The sequence below is a fragment of the Klebsiella sp. RHBSTW-00215 genome, from assembly GCF_014103785.1.
Classification (GTDB): Bacteria; Pseudomonadota; Gammaproteobacteria; order Enterobacterales; family Enterobacteriaceae; genus Klebsiella.
In genome coordinates, this window is record NZ_JABXQS010000001.1 from 4,445,452 (window position 1) to 4,462,044 (window position 16,593).

Here is a 16,593-nt window from a genome sequence, read left to right on the forward strand (position 1 = left end):
CTATGCACATCTTAAATAAGGCGGCCTTTGGGCTGCCGCTTCTGCTGTCGTTGATTTCTACCAACGGCTGGGCGACGACGCTGGCTGAGGCCCTGTCGGCTGCGCAAAGCTACTCCGCCGAGCTTTCCGCCAACGATCATCAGGTTAACGCATTAGAAAACATGGCGGACTCCGCCATGCAGCTCCCCGACCCAAAGCTGAAATTTGGCATTGAGAACGTCCCGCTGGGGGGGAACAACGCCAGCCGCCTGACCCGTGAGGGTATGACCATGCAGCGGGTCGGTGTGATGCAGGACTACGTCAGCAGTACCAAGCGCGAGCGCAAAGCCGACTCGATAACCGCCGAAGCGCGGCGAACCGCTGCCAACGCTGATGTGATTCGCGCCCGGCTCCAACGGGAAACCGCTCAGGCATGGCTGGCGCTGGCGGTGGCGCAGAAATCGCTACGCTCAGTACAGACATTGATCAGCGAAACTTCCCGGCAAATTGGCGTCCAGAAAGCGGGCGTCAGTAGCGATAGCGCCAGTCCCAGCAGCGTGCTGGACGTTCAACTGGCATTGAATGCGATGAAAAATGAGCAGGATAACGCGCGTCGCGATGTACAGGTCGCTCAGGCGCGCTTGCTGCAGCTCACCGGCAAGGATGTGCGCGATATCTCAGGCCCGCTGCCGCGCATCGAACGACTTCCGGCGGATGAAACCACCTTAATCGAGGGGGTTAAACTCCATCCGGAGCTGATCCAGGCCGCGCGAGAAGCCGATCTGGCAAAAGCGAAATCAGGGCAATCGGAGGTGGCGGCGATCCCCGACGTCGGCGTTGAAGTCTATTACGCCAGGCGCGGGGATGATTACGACGACATGGTCGGAGTGATGTTCACCGTCGATATGCCTATTTTTCAGGGCAAACGTCAGGACAAAGACCACGCCGCCGATGTTTCGCGCGCCTTTGAGGCCAACGACCAGCTAACGCTACTCCTGCGCGAACACCAGGCGCAGCAGTATCGGCTGATCTCGCAATATAACGCGGCGAAAGCAATATACGACCGCCAGCAAAGCGAAGTGCTGCCGCTGCTGCGCAAAAAAGTCAGCCTCGTAAATGCCCAGTATCGGGCGGGCAGCTCTGCGCTTAGCGAGCTGTTATCCGTGCGTCGCGATCTGCTGAGCGGCGAAATCGCCAGCAACAATGCCGAGAAAGCGCTCGCTGACGCGTGGGCTGCCATTCGCTACCTGATTCCGCAGGATGTTAAATAATGAAGCTTAAATCTGTTATTACCCTGGTGGCGCTGGCCGTCGCCCTTGCCGCTGCGGGCGGATACTGGCTGGGCGCACGAAAAGCCCCGACAATGGCCAACGGTGGAGAGGAAGCGGTAGCAGGCCGCACAGTGCTGTACTGGTACGATCCGATGACCCCCGGCACGCGTTTTGATAAGCCGGGCAAATCGCCATTTATGGATATGGACCTGGTTCCGCGCTATGCCGATGAAGGCGAGGGCGATAATGCGGGCGGCGTGCAGATTAGCGCTCGCCAGCAGCAAAATCTCGGCGTGCGTACGGCAAAGGTTTCCCGTCAGGCGCTGGCGCTCAAACTCAACGCGTTTGGTACCGTTGCTATTGACGAACGCAGCGTTGAAACGGTTCCTGCGCTGGCTAATGGCCTGATTGAGAAGCTTTACGTCAACGCCTCGCAGCAGTTTGTGAAAAAGAATCAAGCGTTGGCCGAGCTGTGGATCCCGCAGTGGGCGGCAGCGCAGCAGGAGTATCTGGCGGTGAGGCAGCTTGGCGATAGCGGGCTCACCGCCGCCGCGCGCGGGCGCTTGCAGTTGCAGTTTATGCCTGAAGCGATTATTCGCAGCGTCGAGCGCAGCGGCAAACCGCAAACCCGCATGACCGTTCGCGCGCCAAACGCGGGTTACGTCAATAAACTCGATGTGCGAACCGGTGCGCTGGTGGCGGCCACTCAGGCGCTGTTCGAACTGGCGAGCCTCGACCCGGTATGGATAGTGATTGATTACCCGGAAAACCAGGCCAGCCTGCTGCGTCTCGGTAGTCAGGTGACGGCGACTACCAGCAGCTGGCCCGGGCTGACCTTCCAGGGGAAAGTCAGTGAATTGCTGCCCGACCTCGAAGCCACCACCCGCACCCTGAAAGCGCGCGTGGTGCTGGAGAATCCGCAGCATCAACTGAAGCCGGGAATGTACTTAAACGTCCAGTTGGCTGAGGCGAATCAGAGTCGCGCCGTTCTGACCATCCCGGAAGAGGCGCTGATCGCCACCGGCACCAGCAACCGCGTGCTGATCGCGGATGGCGAAGGGCATTTCCGTCCAGTTGAGGTTACCGCCGGACGCGCGCAGAACGGGCTGGTCGAGATCAAATCCGGCCTCGAAGAGGGCCAGCAGGTGGTCACCTCCGGCCAGTTCCTGATCGACTCCGAAGCCAGCCTGCGTAGCGCGCTGCCGCAAATCGCTGGTCAGGAGGGCGAGGAGGCTAAAACGTACTCGACGCATGGTGTTATCAAAGTGCTGAACGATGAATCGGTCACTATTGAGCATCAGCCGGTCCCGGAACTGAAGTGGCCAGCGATGACCATGGATTTTGCCATTACGCCGCAGCAGCGTCAGCAAATCCGCCCCGGCGAGTCGGTGATGTTCAGCTTTTCCCTGACCGACGACGGTGCGCAAGTCACCTCAATTATGCCGATGACCGGCGCTAAGGAGCAGCCATGATTGCCGCCGTTATCCGCTGGTCATTGCGCAACCGTCTGCTGGTGCTGCTGGCGACGCTCATTATGGCTGCCTGGGGCGTCTGGTCGGTGCAGCAGGCACCGCTGGATGCGTTACCGGATCTCTCCGATACCCAGGTGATCATCCGCGTCAGCTATCCCGGCAAAGCGCCGCAAATTGTTGAAGACCAGGTCACTTATCCGCTGACCACCACCATGCTATCGGTACCGGGTGCGAAAACCGTACGCGGCTTTTCGATGTTCGGCGATTCCTACGTTTACGTGCTGTTTGATGACGGCACCGACCCGTACTGGGCGCGCTCCCGCGTGCTGGAGTATCTGAGCCAAATCCAGAGCAGCCTGCCGCCGGAAGCGAAAGCCTCGTTAGGGCCGGACGCCACCGGCGTCGGCTGGGTGTTTGAATACGTGCTCACCGATAAAAGCGGTAAGCACAGCCTCGGCGATCTGCGGGCGATTCAGGACTGGATCCTCAAATATGAGCTGAAAACCGTGCCGGATGTTTCAGAGGTCGCCAGCGTCGGCGGGATGGTGAAAGAGTACCAGGTGATCCTCAACCCTGACCGGCTGCGGGCGCTGAACGTGACACACGAGCAGGTGATTAGCGCCGTTCAGAGCGCCAACCAGGAGGGAGGCGGCTCGGTGCTGGAGCTGGGCGAAGCCGAATATATGATACGCACTACCGGCTACCTGAAATCCATCGACGACTTTAATCAGGTGGTGATTGCCTCGCGCAACGGCGTGCCGGTGCTGCTTTCCGACGTTGCCAGCGTGCGCCGCGGCCCGGCGATTCGTCGCGGTGTCGCCGAACTCAACGGTGAAGGGGAAGTGGCGGGCGGGATTATCATTATGCGTTCGGGCAAAAATGCGCTGACCACCATTAACGCGGTGAAGGCCAAACTGGCGGAAGTCAAAAAAAGCCTGCCCGCTGGCGTGGAGATTGTCCCGGTGTACGACCGCTCGCAGCTGATTAAAAACTCGGTTGAGACTCTGACCCATAAGCTTATCGAAGAGTTTATCGTCGTGGCGGTGGTCTGCTCGCTGTTCCTGTTCCACTTTCGCAGCGCCCTGGTGGCGATGATCACGCTGCCACTGGGGATCCTCGGCGCGTTTATCGTCATGCACTATCAGGGCGTCAGCGCCAATATGATGTCGCTCGGCGGGATTGCGATTGCCATCGGGGCGATGGTGGATGCGGCAATCGTGATGATTGAAAATATGCATAAGGTGCTGGAGCAGTGGCGGCACGATCATCCCGAGCGCCAGCCATCTTCAGATGATTACTGGAAAATTGCCCAGCAGGCGGCGTCGGAAGTGGGGCCTGCGCTGTTTTGCAGCCTGCTGATCATCACCCTGTCGTTTATTCCGGTATTCACCCTCGAGGCGCAGGAAGGCAAGATGTTCTCGCCGCTGGCCTTCACTAAAACGTACTCGATGGCGGTAGCCGCCGGACTGGGGATCACCCTGGTTCCGGTGCTGATGGGTTATTTTATTCGCGGCAAAATCCCCGATGAGACCGCTAATCCGCTCAACCGCTGGTTGATTCGCGCCTATGAACCGCTGCTGGATAAAGTGTTGCAGTGGCCAAAAGCGACGCTGGCCGCCGCCGGTGTGCTGCTGGTTGCCACGCTGTGGCCGCTGGCGCAGCTTGGCAGCGAATTCCTGCCGCAGATTGATGAGGGCGATCTGCTGTATATGCCGTCCACGCTGCCGGGGATCTCCAGCCGCGAAGCCGGACGCCTGCTACAACAAACCGATCGCCTGATTAAAACCATTCCTGAAGTGCAAAGCGTGTTTGGCAAAGCTGGTCGTGCCGATAGCGCCACCGACCCGGCGCCGCTGACGATGCTGGAAACTACCATTCAGTTCAAGCCAAAAAGCGAATGGCGGCCCGGTATGACCATGGATAAGCTGATTAGCGAGCTGGATAACACGGTGAAAGTGCCGGGGATTGCCAACGTCTGGGTACCACCGATTCGTAACCGCCTTGATATGCTGGCAACCGGCATTAAAAGCCCGGTCGGCATCAAAGTGAACGGCAACAATCTGGCGGAAATTGAAAAAACCGCCGAGGAGATCGAGCGCATCGTGCGCAATGTGCCGGGAGTGACGTCGGCGCTGGCTGAGCGTCTCGACGGTGGACGCTATATTGATATCAAGATCGACCGGGTAAAAGCGGCCCGCTATGGCGTGTCGGTGAAAGAGCTGCAATCGGTGGTCGCCAGCGTAGTGGGCGGCGATAACATTGGCGAGACCATTGAAGGGCGTGAACGTTATCCGATAAGCGTGCGCTATCCGCGTGAAATGCGCGACTCGCTGCAAAAGCTGCGCGATCTGCCGGTGGTCACCAGCGGCGGGGCGCAGGTGGCGCTGTCCGAGCTGGCGGATATCGCCATCACCGACGGCCCGCCGATGCTAAAAAGCGAAAACGCCCGCCTGTCGGACTGGATCTACGTCGATATTCGCGGCCGCGATCTGAAATCCGCTGTTGACGAAATGCAGAGTGAGGTCAGCAAACAGGTTAAATTGCCGGAAGGGATCTCGCTGACCTGGTCCGGGCAGTATGAATATCTGGAGCGGGCCACTGAAAAGCTGAAAATCGTGCTGCCGTTTACCCTGATGATCATCTTCGTGCTGCTTTACGTTACCTTCAGCAAGGTTAAAGACGCGCTGTTGATAATGGGTACCTTGCCGTTTTCGCTGATTGGCGGCGTCTGGTTGCTGTGGCTGCTGGGCTATAACCTGTCGGTGGCGGCCGCCGTTGGCTTTATTGCGCTAGCGGGCGTCGCGGCGGAGTTTGGGGTGATTATGGTGCTCTATTTAAATCAGGCGATCGCCAAACGGCGTGAGCAACTTGATGATCGGACCCTCAACGAAGCGATTCATGAAGGCGCGGTGCTGCGCGTGCGCCCGAAAGTGATGACCGTCGCGACGATTATGGCCGGGTTGCTGCCGATTATGTGGGGGGGCGGGACCGGCTCAGAGGTGATGCAGCGTATTGCCGCACCGATGATTGGCGGGATGATCACCGCGCCGCTGCTGTCGATGCTGGTGATCCCAGCGGTGTACCTGCTCACGCACCGCAAAAAGCGCTAACGTTATCAATTCCCCCGGGCCTGGCGGTCCGGGGAAGCATTAGATATTGTGCTCGTATTTCTGCCGGGCGGCGGCTGGCGCCTTGCACGGCCTACAAAACCCGCCATATCATCAGGTGACTCATTTTCCGCAGGCCCGGGCCCGAGAGGCGCACTTTATCAGTAATCTCAGTCAGCGTTTTTAAGGTCTTCCGCACGTTTGGCGGTGGCGTAGACAAAATCCAGCATCGGTTCGAGGTCAGTGTCATAGCCAGCCTGAATGATTTTGCCGCGAAGCCATTCGATCTCGCTGGCAATATCCGAGTGGAATATATTGTTGTCCTGGGCTTTGCGTAGCCATTTCAGCAGGAAGTTATTCTTCCCGCGAACGCCGCCCGATTTCTTTGAATTTGCGTGTATTTTCAGCGCAACCAGAATGCAGTAATAGAAATGAACGCGCTGATTAAAACTTTGGTGCATGTCTTTTATTTCCCGCCAGAATCAGGTTGAGGACGGGCATGGACCTTAATCATGCGGTCTCTGATATCCACCCGTGCCACCATTGCGCCGCCAGCCGGACGCTGAGGCGATGGTGGCACGGAAGCCGAATAGCAGTCAAATATTGATTAGTTTTTTACCAGACAATGCGAGAAACGCCGTCCGAAGAGTATTCCTCAGGCCCGCTGCAAATCAGCGCGTTGTCGTAGATAAATTCGCAAAATCAATATAAATGCCAGCGCGACCACCACCGCGGCGAGCAAATAAATAGTGTCCAGATCGTAATAACCCGCCACCCATCCGGCAACCGGGCCGGTTAACCCCAGCGCCAGATCGAGAAATGCCGAATAGGTACCCAGGGCAGTTCCCTGATTTTGCTCTTCGACCTGCTTCACCGCTTCAACCCCAAGCGCCGGGAAGACCAGCGAAAAACCTGAACCAGTGAGGAATGCGCCGATTCCGGCAATCCACGCAGAAGAGGCATACCAGATGATCAGCAGGCCCAGACACTCCACCATAAAACAGGCTAACGATACCGGCACGCCGCCGTAGCGGGTAATCATGTTGCCCAACACCAGGCGGATGCAGATAAAGCCGACGCTGAACAGGGAAAGTGTAAACGCCGCGCCTTGCCAGCTATGGGCGGAAAAGTAGAGCGTAATAAAGGTGGCGATAACCCCGAAACCCACGGTGCTCAGCGCCAGCCCCATCCCGTAAGGCCAGATTTTGCGCACCACCACATGAAACGGTGCCCGGATACCCGCCGTCACGCTGACGTCCTGACGGGTACGGGCAAACAGTAGCCCCACGATGGCCACCAGCACCACGACAATGGCAAATCCGCTAATGCCAAAATAGCTATTGAGCAGCACCCCCAGCGGGGCGCCGACCGCCATCGCCACATAGGTCGCCACGCCGTTCCATGAAATAACTCGCGAAGTGTGGATCGCGCCAACGGTTTTAATCCCCCACAAGGTTGCGCCGGTGGCGGTAAAACTTTCCCCGACGCCGAGGAAAATACGGCCGACCAGTAAAGCGGTCACCGCCAGCGGCGGCACGGCCTGCAAAAGGACGGCGAGCAGGGTAAACAGCCCGCTCAACATGCAGCAAATAATCCCCAGACTGACAACTTTTTTTGGCCCCCAGATATCGGCATAGCGGCCTGCATGGGGGCGGCTGACCAGCGTGGCGATGTACTGAAGGCTGATGACCACCCCGGCGATAAAGGTGCTGTATCCCAGTTGGTAATGGATATAGCCGGGCAACACGGCGAGCGGCAGGCCAATCGAGAGATAACAAATACAGGTAAAGACAACGATCGAAATAATGCGCAGATTAAGCTGAGTGGTGCTGACGGAAGTGGTCATAACGCTAAGTATTTAAAACAAAAGGGAAGCTAAGCATAGCGCAGTGCTGCCGGGCGCGACGAGCAGACCATGCGCTTTCTCAATGATTCAGCCAAACCTACTAAAAATTCTAATGTGTGAAGAGGAATCTGGGCAAGCGGCACGCAACAGAGTATAAAATTTGTTAAATCATCACGGACAATGACCAGGAGAAAGAGTATGGAAGACGATTTAGCGGGTATGGATGTGTTGTTTGTTGCGGGCTTTGGGCCGATAACGCAATCAACCTCAGACAGTAGCGCATTTTATACCGATGCGCTGGGCCTGCCGTTAAAACCGATGCCCAATAATGAAGATTACTTGCTCACCGATCATGACGCGTTGGGTGGGGTAAAACATTTTGCCCTCTGGCCGCTGGCACAGGCCGCTCGCTCCTGTTTTGGCGCCGACCGTTGGCCTGACGATCTCCCCATTCCCCAGGCGTGGATCGAGTTTGAAGTGTGCGATATCGACTCCGCGACCGACGTGTTGAAAGCCAGAGGCTACCGTCTGCTGGTCGATAACCGCATGGAGCCCTGGGGCCAGACCGTGACACGGCTGCTTAGCCCGGAAGGACTGCTGGCCGGGGTTACCGTCACCCCGTGGCTGCGCGAGGACATCTCCAGATAAAATGTCGGGATGGTTTTCTCCCTCTCCCTGTGGGAGAGGGCCGGGGTGAGGGCATCTGTGCGAATATCCTCCTCACCCTAATCTCTAACCGAAGGGGAGAAGGAACCGCCTCTCAGCTCTTCAGGGGAAGGATAAGTCACTACGACCAGCTTCTGTTTTGCAGCACGACCCGATAGCCGTCGTGGTTGACAAAGGTTTTACCGTTCACATTCCAGTACAAATTAAACGCGCTGGCCTGCGCAAAACCGGCGGCTAGCATTTTCTCGCATTGCGCCTGCCACTGTGCAATTTGCGGATAATACAGCACCAGCAAATCTTCCTCGCTGGGCGAGGGCGTTACCGGATGGTGGTGGCAGAGAGTGAATTCAAGGTGCCAGCCGAGATCCCGACGACCAACCATCATACCACTAAAGCCATCATGGTCGGAAAACTGCGCGATTTGCTCAAGCCCCAGCCCTTCACAGTACATTTTGCTACTGAATGAAAGGTGGACGACCGGTCTGGCGATACGCATTTGAATAAGTGTCATAAGTACCTGTCTTGATGAACGTTTGGTCGAATGACTGTATCTGCTTTTACCTACGGCATTTGTCGCGAAGGACTTGCAAGTTGTCAGTACTCGATTGCGAGAATATGAAATTTATTTGATTGCCTCAGTAGAGGCATTTGCCTAAAATTCTCGCTTTCGGAGAGACAAAATGTCCGTCGCAGATTCCCTTCTTGCCTATTCCTTTGCTGCACTCTTGCTGACTCTTACCCCCGGCCTCGATACGGCCCTGATCTTGCGAACGTCCACTGTGGAAGGCGGTAAAAAAGCCTTCCAGGCAGCGTTAGGTATTGATGCCGGGTGCTTTGTCTGGGGCGCGGTGGTCGCCTTTGGACTCGGGGCGTTGCTGGCGGCATCGGCGCTGGCGTATGACCTGCTAAAGTGGTGTGGTGCCGTTTATTTGTGTTGGTTGGGCGTTCAGTTAATTCTCCGACCGCGCCGTTATTTTAATAGCCAGGAAATAACGACGAGACAGGCCAGCAACTGGTTTTTAAAAGGGATGCTGGGCAATGTGCTTAATCCCAAGATGGGCATATTTTATGTGTCTTTCCTGCCGCAGTTTATTCCCGCTGGCCACTCCCCGGTGGGCTGGACTTTTCTGCTGGTCGCCATTCATGTCCTGATCGGCACACTGTGGTCGCTAACTCTCATAATAGCCAGCCGTTATGCCGCTAATCTGTTGAAAACGCCGCTGTTTGTTCAGTGGATGGATCGCGCTACCGGCGGCGTTTTTATGCTGTTTGCCGCCAAACTGGCGCTAAGCCATCGCTAAATGGTCCCGGACATAGCTGTTCGGGGCTCAAACCAGTTTTACGCCATATTTCGCCCCCCGACGAAGCATCTCCATACCTTTTACGTAAAGTCTCTCACCATGCAGGGCGACAAGCCTCTGCATGGAGTCACTTGCGCGTCGGGTCAACCGATATCATAATGAAAAGAGAATAATAATTAAAAATAATTCTCTTTTTGAGATTAAATTAAAGAGGTAACAGGTGAACGTTGGCGAAATCAGACCTGAGTTAAAGGCTTTTCTACTGGCGCTGGCCGGTTCAGTCGTACTGATCATTGGCATGGGCTACGGGCGTTTTGCCTATACCGGTATCCTGCCGCTGATGCTGAATGAGCAGGTGCTCTCGCTGCGCGAAGGCAATCTTGCCGCTTCGGCAAACTACGCCGGCTATCTGGCGGGCGCATTGCTGCTGGCGAAAACCAGGCCTGCGGACGCCAGATTGTTAAGTCTGCTTTCCGCGCTGCTAACGTTGCTGTGCATGGCTTTACTGGCGTTTTTAGTTTCGCCGCTGGCGATTATCGTAGTACGCGGTATTGCTGGATTGTTAAGCGCGGTCACGTTGATTGCTGCTTCGCTGTGGTTGCTACAGCATATGAAGCATCATAACGGCGCGCCGGTGCTCTATTCCGGCGTCGGGATGGGAATATTTCTGTCGGCGGAAGTTATCTACCTGGGCAAGTCGCTGGCGCTCTCCAGCCAGCAAATCTGGTTGATATGTGCAATAAGCGCTGGCGTCCTGTTTGTGTTGGCTCTGCGCTTATTGCTGAGTCCGGCCGATTATCTTATCGCTTACAAACCTGCCGATACCGCACAGCATGAGCAGGCAGAGGGCGGGGCGCGCGAGGCGTGGAAGCTGCTGCTGATATATGGCCTGGCCGGTTTCGGCTACATTATTACCGCCACCTATCTGCCGCTGTTTCTCAGCGGTTCGCTGAACGCCATCGATCCGGTGCAAATCTGGGCTATCTTCGGACTTGCGGCGGTTCCGTCATGTTTTGTCTGGCATCGGCTGGTGATTAAGTTTGGCTATCGCCGCGCGTTTACTGCAAATCTGCTGATTCAGGCGGTCGGCGTGATCCTTCCAGCGTGGAGCCATTCGTTACCCTTTTGCATATTGAGCGCGCTGCTGGTTGGTTTCACCTTTTTGGGGACAGTGACCATCGCGCTATCGCAGGGAAGGCGGCTGAACCATCTGGTGTCATTCAATATGGTTGCGGCGATGACCGCGACCTATGGCGTAGGGCAAATTATCGGCCCGCTGGTCGCCGAGGCGCTGTATAACCGCAGCGGATCGTTCAATCCTTCGCTGAGTGCGGCGACATTTGCGCTTCTGGTCGCCGCTGCGCTGGTCGTTATGGGAGTCCGGCGGCAGTCAAATGTCGGACGCTGATTCAAGGATCTGGCGCATATGTTCAAGGGCCGGTGAGGTATAGCCTTTGCGCCAGATAAGTTGCGTGTTCGCTTGTCCGACCGGCCGCACCTGGCACCCCAAGGGCAAGGCCAGGGTATCAAGCACGCTTTGTGGCAACAGGCAGGCGTAGCCGCCGGAGGCCACACAGGCGATCATCGCGTGGTATGAGCTGACGTCCTGAATGTCGACCTGCGTGTCTACCCACTGAGCCAGGAAAATTTCGCCCTGTGCCCGGTAGGAACAGCCTTCCGGGAAGGCAGCAAAGCGAAAATTTTGCTGATTAACCGGGATGACCAATACCAGTTGTTCATTAAATATCGGCACGGATTCAATGTCGGCAGGTGCGGCTGCGTTTTGCGGCAGGCAGACCAGTGCGCAATCGAGAGAAGCGTCAAGCACCTGCTGAATAAGCGGGCGGGTCGGCTGCGTTTTTAGCGTCAGCGTCACCTCCGGGCATTGGGTGTGGAAGAGAGGGAGAAGCTGCGGCAGACGGCTGGCGGCGGTGGCATCCATCGCCCCCATGCGTAAATTTCCCCCCGGCGTGGCTGGATGCAGCGCCTGTTTGGCCTCTTCGGCGAGGCTGAGGATCTTCACGGCATAGCCCAAAAAGTTCTCCCCGGCGGGCGACAGCAGCATCTTCTTATTGCCGCGGGCAAAAAGTTCAACTTCCAGCTCTTCTTCCAGTTGATGAATGCGGGTGGTGATATTGGATTGCGCCCGCCCGAGAAGCTTTGCCGCACGGGTGACGCTCTGCTCCTGCGCCACCGTTTTGAAAATCTGTAATGTGGTGTGGTTCATATTTTTATTCTTAATTTGAAAATAATATTGATCTTAGCATCTCTAAAAGAGATTTTAATCAGCCAATCGCGCAAATTTTAACAGGACAGCCTATGAGCAACCGGCTTACGCAGCAGCTTGATATCGATTATCACATTATTCAGGCACCGATGGCGGGGGTCTCGACGCCAGAACTGGCGGCGGCGGTGAGCCATGCCGGGGCGCTTGGCTCGCTGGGGCTGGGATCGTCCACGGTGGCTCAGGCTGAAGCGTTAATTAACCGGACCCGGCAGTTAACGACGCGACCGTTTAACGTCAATCTGTTTTGCCACGACCCTGCGATCCGTGATCCGCAGCGTGAGGCGCAGTGGATTGAGCAATTGCGCCCCGAGTTTTCCCGTTTTAATCGTCATCCCCCCGAAACGCTGGCGGAAATTTATCTCAGTTTTAAACAGAATCCACAGATGGCAGAGCTGCTGCTCGACCTCGCCCCGGCGGTGATCAGCTTTCATTTTGGCATCCCGGACCGGGAGATTATCCGCCGGATGCGCGAAAAAGGTATCGTCACCCTGGCGAGCGCCACCTGCGTTAAGGAAGCGCTATGGATTGCAGCGCACGGGATCGATATGGTTGTTGCGCAGGGCTACGAAGCCGGTGGTCATCGCGGGATGTTTGACCCGCTCGCGCCCGACGGGCAGATGAGCACCTTTACCCTGGTTCAGGCGCTGAAACAGCAGATGGAATTACCGATCATTGCTGCAGGCGGGATTATGGACGGCGCGGGAATTAACAGCGTGATGAACCTTGGCGCTGAGGGCGTACAGCTTGGCACGGCCTTCTTGTTGTGCCCGGAATCCGCCGCCGATGCTGATTATCGGCGGGCCATTAAAGACCGTTCCGATGGGCAGACTTTTTTAACCTCGGCGATTTCCGGACGTCCGGCAAGATGTATTGCGAATGGCTGGCGTGAGGTGAAAGAGCTGCACGCGGTACCGGCGTATCCCGTGGCTTACGATGTCGGGAAAGCGCTGGCGACGGCGGCAAAGGCCTACGGTGATCATCAGTACGGCGCGCACTGGGCGGGACAGGGCGTTAATCTTATTCGTGAGCTTTCGGCGGCTGAACTGATTCAAACCCTGATTAACGAAAGCGGTTTTCAATAGCGAAAACCGCATGTTCCGCTAACGTCGGTGCGCTAAACCGCGCACCAGACGGTCGCCGACCATCTGTACGCCCTGCACCAGCGCGACCAGAATCAGCACCGTCCCGACCATCACCTCATTATTAAAACGCTGATAGCCGTAACGAATCGCCAGATCGCCCAGGCCGCCGCCGCCAATCACGCCCGCCATCGAGGAAAAACCGATCAGCATCACGATGGTTAGCGTGATGCCCGCCAGCAGCGTCGGCAACGCTTCCGGCAACAGCGATTTAAAGATGACGTGCCAGATATTGCCGCCCATCGACAAAATCGCCTCTATACGCCCGTAATCCACCTCATCCAGCGCATTCTCGGTGAGCCGAGCGAAGAACGGAAAAGCGCCAATCGTGATCGGAACCACTGCGGCGGTACTGCCCAGGGTGGTGCCGATAATCAGCCGGGTGAAAGGGATCAACGCAATCAGCAGGACGATAAACGGCAGCGAACGCCCAAAGTTGATAATTGCGCCCAGTATTGTGTTTAGCTTTGGCATCGGCGACAGACCATTGCGACGTGAGACAAACAGCAGCACGCCGGTAGGTAGCCCGATCAGCACCGTAAACAGTGCCGCCAGACCGACCATATAAACGGTATCCAGTGTTCCCTGAAGCAACAGCGGCCAGAGATCTTGCCAACTTATGCTACCCCGCATAATGGCCTCCCGTGAAATCCGTGGCGGGCGAGAAAATCCCGTTCCGCCTGAGGGTCATGCAGTAGCGATTGTCTCAGCCGTGACCACGGGGCCACCAGCAGATCGGCAATTCTCCCGCTTTCAATAATCTCCCCGTGCTCCAGCAGCGCCGCGTGATCGCAGAGGGTTTTTACCACCTCCAGCTCGTGGGTGATCAGCACGATAGTCAGGTTGAGCTTTTGGTTAATGTCCGCCAGCAGGCTGAGTACCGAGGCGGTGGTTTCGGGGTCCAGAGCGCTGGTGGCCTCATCGCACAGCAGCACATCCGGCCTTGCCGCCAGCGCGCGGGCAATGCCCACACGCTGTTTTTGCCCGCCGGAAAGCTGAGACGGGAAGGCGGCGGCTTTATCCGCCAGCCCCACCAGCTCAAGCAGCTCGGCAACGCGCGTCTGGCGGGCGGCTTTCGGCACTTTGGCTATCTCCAGCGGTACCGCCACATTGTCGGCCACGCTGCGGGCATGAAGTAAATTAAAGTGCTGGAAGATCATGCCGGTGCGCAGCCGATACTCGCGCAGTGCGCTTTTATCCATCCGGGTAATATCGTTCCCGTTCACAATAATGCGGCCCGCAGTGGGCCGCTCCAGCAAATTCAGGCAGCGTATCAGCGTACTTTTGCCTGCGCCGCTGCGCCCGAGGATGCCGTAAACGGCTCCTTTCGGCACCTGCAGAGAGACATCGTTTAACGCCGGTCGGCCTGTTCCGGCATAGGTTTTACTCAGCCCGACAACCTCAATCATGACTGAGGGGCTACCGGGATCACCGATCCGTTATATTGTTTACGGATAAATTCAGCAACCTGCGGTGAAATGAGGTCTTTTGCCAGCGCCTTGATGCGCGGATCGTTAGCCAGCTCCGGCGTGGTCACCAGGATATTGGCATAAGGGTTATTGGTGGCGCTTTCCAGACCCAGCGCGTCTTTTGCCGGAACCAGTCCGGCTTCCAACGCATAGTTACCGTTGATCACCGCCAGGTCGACGTCGTCCAACGACCGAGGAATTTGTGGCGATTCAATTTCAAGAATCTTCAGATGCTTCGGGTTTTCGACGATATCTTTCGGTGTCGCCAGCGTGGTCGCCGGGTCGGTGAATTTTGCCGCCAGCTTAATCAGCCCCTGGCTTTGCAGTAGAAACAGCGCGCGGCTCAGGTTAGTGGTGTTGTTTGGCACCGCCACGGTGGCATTCTCAGGCAACGATTTAAAATCTTTATGCTTGCGCGAATAAATGCCCAGCGGCTCAATATGCACGGTCGCCGCAACGGCAAACGTTTTGCCGAGCGCCTTTTCTTGATCCTTCAGATAGGGCACGTGCTGGAAATAGTTGGCATCGACGTCGCCGTTAGCCAGCAGTTCGTTGGCATTCACGCCGCTGGTTAATTCGACAATTTTCAGATCGAGGCTGGGATCGATTTTTTTAATGTAGTTCAGGATTTCAGCGTGCGGCACCGGGTCAGCGGCAACGCGCAGCGCGGCGGCCTGAGCGGAAGTCCACGCCAGAGAGAGAGACAGTGCGACCCCTGCCAGTTTAAATGCGGCATATTTCATTATCTTAATTCCTTGTGTTTGTTGTTATGTTTAAACGATCAATTGCTCGGCGCGTTCACGAAAGACATCCTGGTAGTAGCGTTCAGCGACATCAGGATGCGAGCGCAGACGTCCTTTCAAATAATTCCAGCCCACTTCACGCAGCAGCGGGTTTTGCGGGTCACTATCCGGTCCGAGGGCTTCACGGGCCAGTTCGGGAGGAAGCGTATAAACGGGAACCACGGCATCCAGTTGCGCGCCGAGGAAGAAAGCAATCGACAAACGCTGCCGTGTGGCGGGCGGAGAGACCACCCGGTGCACCGTCGCGCGCAGATAGCCGTTGGTTGCCAGTTCCAGCAGCTCGCCAATATTCACGACAAAGCTTCCCGCCAGCGGCGTAGCGTCAATCCAGCGGTCGGGTGAAACTTCGACCTGCAATCCTTTTTGCTCATCCTGCAACAGAAAGCTAAGAAAACCAGAATCCTTGTGCGCGCCGACGCCCTGGGCGCTTTGCGTTTCCTGTTGGCCCGGGTAGCGGATCAGCTTGATATGCTCGTTGGGTTTATCGCCATACAGGCCATCAAAGGCATCCTGCGGCAGGTGCAGTGCTTCGGCAAACGCGCGCAGCAGCGTGATCCCAACCTGGGTCATCTCCTGCTGCCAGGTTAGCAATGTCGGTTTGAGTGAGGGCAAGGCTTCGGGCCATAAATTTGGCCCCTGCAGGCGCTGCCAGCGCGGGGCGCGTTCGTTGAGCGTGAGCGCCGGGCGCTCGGCACCGATATCGAACTGCTCGCGCCAGTCTGGCTGACCACGGGTTAATTCCGATGCGGCGCGGTTGTAACCACGAAAGTGTGGGGAGTGGATCATCGCCACCTGCTGCTTTTGCTCATCAGCAAGGGCAAAGAAATCGCGGGACTGCTGCTGGACGGCCTGTTGCAGCGAGGCATCAACGCCGTGGTTAATCAGATAAAAGAAGCCAATATCGCGTGCCGCGTGGCGCAGGTCGGCGAGGAACGCCGTTTTCTCAGCGGGGTTCGCGTAGCGGGCAAGATCCAGTATCGGTAGGGTTGTCGCGTTCATTGTGTTCTCCGAAGGCGGTTTTCAGGCATTTTCGTTTAGTCAGATTCAGGGTTCGGGGACAACAACAGCGCATGATCGATTCCTCAGTCGGGTGGTTGAAGCCAGCTTGCCTTAAGCGAAAATAATCAACCAATAACGTTCTTTTCTAATTTATGTCTGCGCAGGGTTCTGTGCTTTTGCGAATTTTGGCTAAGAGGAGGGTGAGTCGGGTTGCGCACGGCGTCGTGAGCCAGTATGGTGGGCGAAATTTTTCT

General features: G+C 56.7%; 15 protein-coding genes. 7 read left to right on the forward strand and 8 right to left on the reverse strand.

All coding sequences use genetic code 11. From position 1 onward, the window contains the following. Positions 1 to 2 precede the first annotated feature (2 nt). From HV127_RS21040 to HV127_RS21050, 3 genes are read left to right on the forward strand one after another with little or no spacing between them, the layout of a single operon-like run. Positions 3 to 1,250 carry a TolC family protein gene (locus HV127_RS21040; RefSeq protein WP_182238491.1) on the forward strand — a complete coding sequence of 416 codons (1,248 nt, stop codon included), beginning with the start codon at positions 3 to 5 and terminating at the stop codon, positions 1,248 to 1,250. Then, positions 1,250 to 2,722 (forward strand): efflux RND transporter periplasmic adaptor subunit, encoded by a 1,473-nt coding sequence (locus HV127_RS21045; protein ID WP_182238493.1) that lies wholly within the window; start codon positions 1,250 to 1,252, stop codon positions 2,720 to 2,722. The genes HV127_RS21040 and HV127_RS21045 overlap by 1 nt, the downstream gene beginning before the upstream one ends. Next, on the forward strand, positions 2,719 to 5,832 hold the full coding sequence (locus tag HV127_RS21050; protein ID WP_182238495.1) for an efflux RND transporter permease subunit: 3,114 nt from the start codon (positions 2,719 to 2,721) through the stop codon (positions 5,830 to 5,832). The genes HV127_RS21045 and HV127_RS21050 overlap by 4 nt, the downstream gene beginning before the upstream one ends. A gap of 167 nt (positions 5,833 to 5,999) precedes the next feature. Here the strand turns inward: HV127_RS21050 and HV127_RS21055 are convergent, their stop codons facing one another. Together HV127_RS21055 and HV127_RS21060 are read right to left on the reverse strand one after the other, a co-directional pair. Further along, a complete protein-coding gene (locus HV127_RS21055; protein ID WP_110274731.1) occupies positions 6,000 to 6,290 on the reverse strand; it encodes a hypothetical protein in 291 nt (96 codons plus the stop codon). Positions 6,291 to 6,484: 194 nt separating this feature from the next. Then, entirely contained in the window at positions 6,485 to 7,675 is a 1,191-nt protein-coding gene (locus tag HV127_RS21060) for an MFS transporter (RefSeq protein ID WP_182238496.1), read from the reverse strand. 198 nt (positions 7,676 to 7,873) lie between these two features. On the opposite strand from HV127_RS21060, the gene HV127_RS21065 reads away from it, so the two are divergent. After that, complete coding sequence (locus HV127_RS21065; protein WP_182238497.1) at positions 7,874 to 8,323, forward strand: VOC family protein; 450 nt, start codon at positions 7,874 to 7,876, stop codon at positions 8,321 to 8,323. 139 nt (positions 8,324 to 8,462) lie between these two features. Here the strand turns inward: HV127_RS21065 and HV127_RS21070 are convergent, their stop codons facing one another. Next, the gene (locus HV127_RS21070; RefSeq protein WP_182238499.1) at positions 8,463 to 8,852 is read right to left on the reverse strand and encodes a VOC family protein; all 390 of its coding nucleotides are present in this window, start codon (positions 8,850 to 8,852) and stop codon (positions 8,463 to 8,465) included. A gap of 169 nt (positions 8,853 to 9,021) precedes the next feature. Between HV127_RS21070 and HV127_RS21075 the strand changes: the two genes are divergently transcribed. Both HV127_RS21075 and HV127_RS21080 read left to right on the forward strand, forming a co-directional pair. Beyond that, complete coding sequence (locus HV127_RS21075) at positions 9,022 to 9,642, forward strand: LysE family translocator (protein WP_182238501.1); 621 nt, start codon at positions 9,022 to 9,024, stop codon at positions 9,640 to 9,642. Between the two features lie 220 nt (positions 9,643 to 9,862). After that, positions 9,863 to 11,050, forward strand: coding sequence for a YbfB/YjiJ family MFS transporter (locus HV127_RS21080; protein ID WP_182238503.1), 1,188 nt, complete (start codon positions 9,863 to 9,865; stop codon positions 11,048 to 11,050). Here the strand turns inward: HV127_RS21080 and HV127_RS21085 are convergent. Continuing rightward, positions 11,033 to 11,869 carry a LysR substrate-binding domain-containing protein gene (locus HV127_RS21085; RefSeq protein ID WP_182238505.1) on the reverse strand — a complete coding sequence of 279 codons (837 nt, stop codon included), beginning with the start codon at positions 11,867 to 11,869 and terminating at the stop codon, positions 11,033 to 11,035. The two genes, HV127_RS21080 and HV127_RS21085, sit on opposite strands and share 18 nt — an antisense overlap. A gap of 92 nt (positions 11,870 to 11,961) precedes the next feature. Between HV127_RS21085 and HV127_RS21090 the strand changes: the two genes are divergently transcribed. Further along, complete coding sequence (locus HV127_RS21090) at positions 11,962 to 13,011, forward strand: nitronate monooxygenase (RefSeq protein ID WP_182238507.1); 1,050 nt, start codon at positions 11,962 to 11,964, stop codon at positions 13,009 to 13,011. An 18-nt stretch (positions 13,012 to 13,029) separates the two neighbouring features. On the opposite strand, the gene HV127_RS21095 is transcribed toward HV127_RS21090, so the two are convergent. Genes HV127_RS21095 through HV127_RS21110 form a run of 4 tightly spaced genes read right to left on the reverse strand, consistent with a single transcriptional unit; the run spans position 13,030 to position 16,339 of the window. Next, positions 13,030 to 13,689: a methionine ABC transporter permease gene (locus tag HV127_RS21095; protein WP_182240752.1), complete on the reverse strand. Its 660-nt coding sequence runs from the start codon at positions 13,687 to 13,689 to the stop codon at positions 13,030 to 13,032. Next, a complete protein-coding gene (locus HV127_RS21100; RefSeq protein ID WP_182238509.1) occupies positions 13,686 to 14,477 on the reverse strand; it encodes an ATP-binding cassette domain-containing protein in 792 nt (263 codons plus the stop codon). Before HV127_RS21100 ends, HV127_RS21095 begins: the two co-directional genes overlap by 4 nt. After that, positions 14,474 to 15,280 (reverse strand): MetQ/NlpA family ABC transporter substrate-binding protein, encoded by an 807-nt coding sequence (locus tag HV127_RS21105; RefSeq protein ID WP_182238511.1) that lies wholly within the window; start codon positions 15,278 to 15,280, stop codon positions 14,474 to 14,476. Before HV127_RS21105 ends, HV127_RS21100 begins: the two co-directional genes overlap by 4 nt. A 30-nt stretch (positions 15,281 to 15,310) precedes the next feature. Further along, the gene (locus HV127_RS21110) at positions 15,311 to 16,339 is read right to left on the reverse strand and encodes an isopenicillin N synthase family oxygenase (RefSeq protein WP_182238514.1); all 1,029 of its coding nucleotides are present in this window, start codon (positions 16,337 to 16,339) and stop codon (positions 15,311 to 15,313) included. Between the last annotated feature and the right edge of the window lie 254 nt (positions 16,340 to 16,593).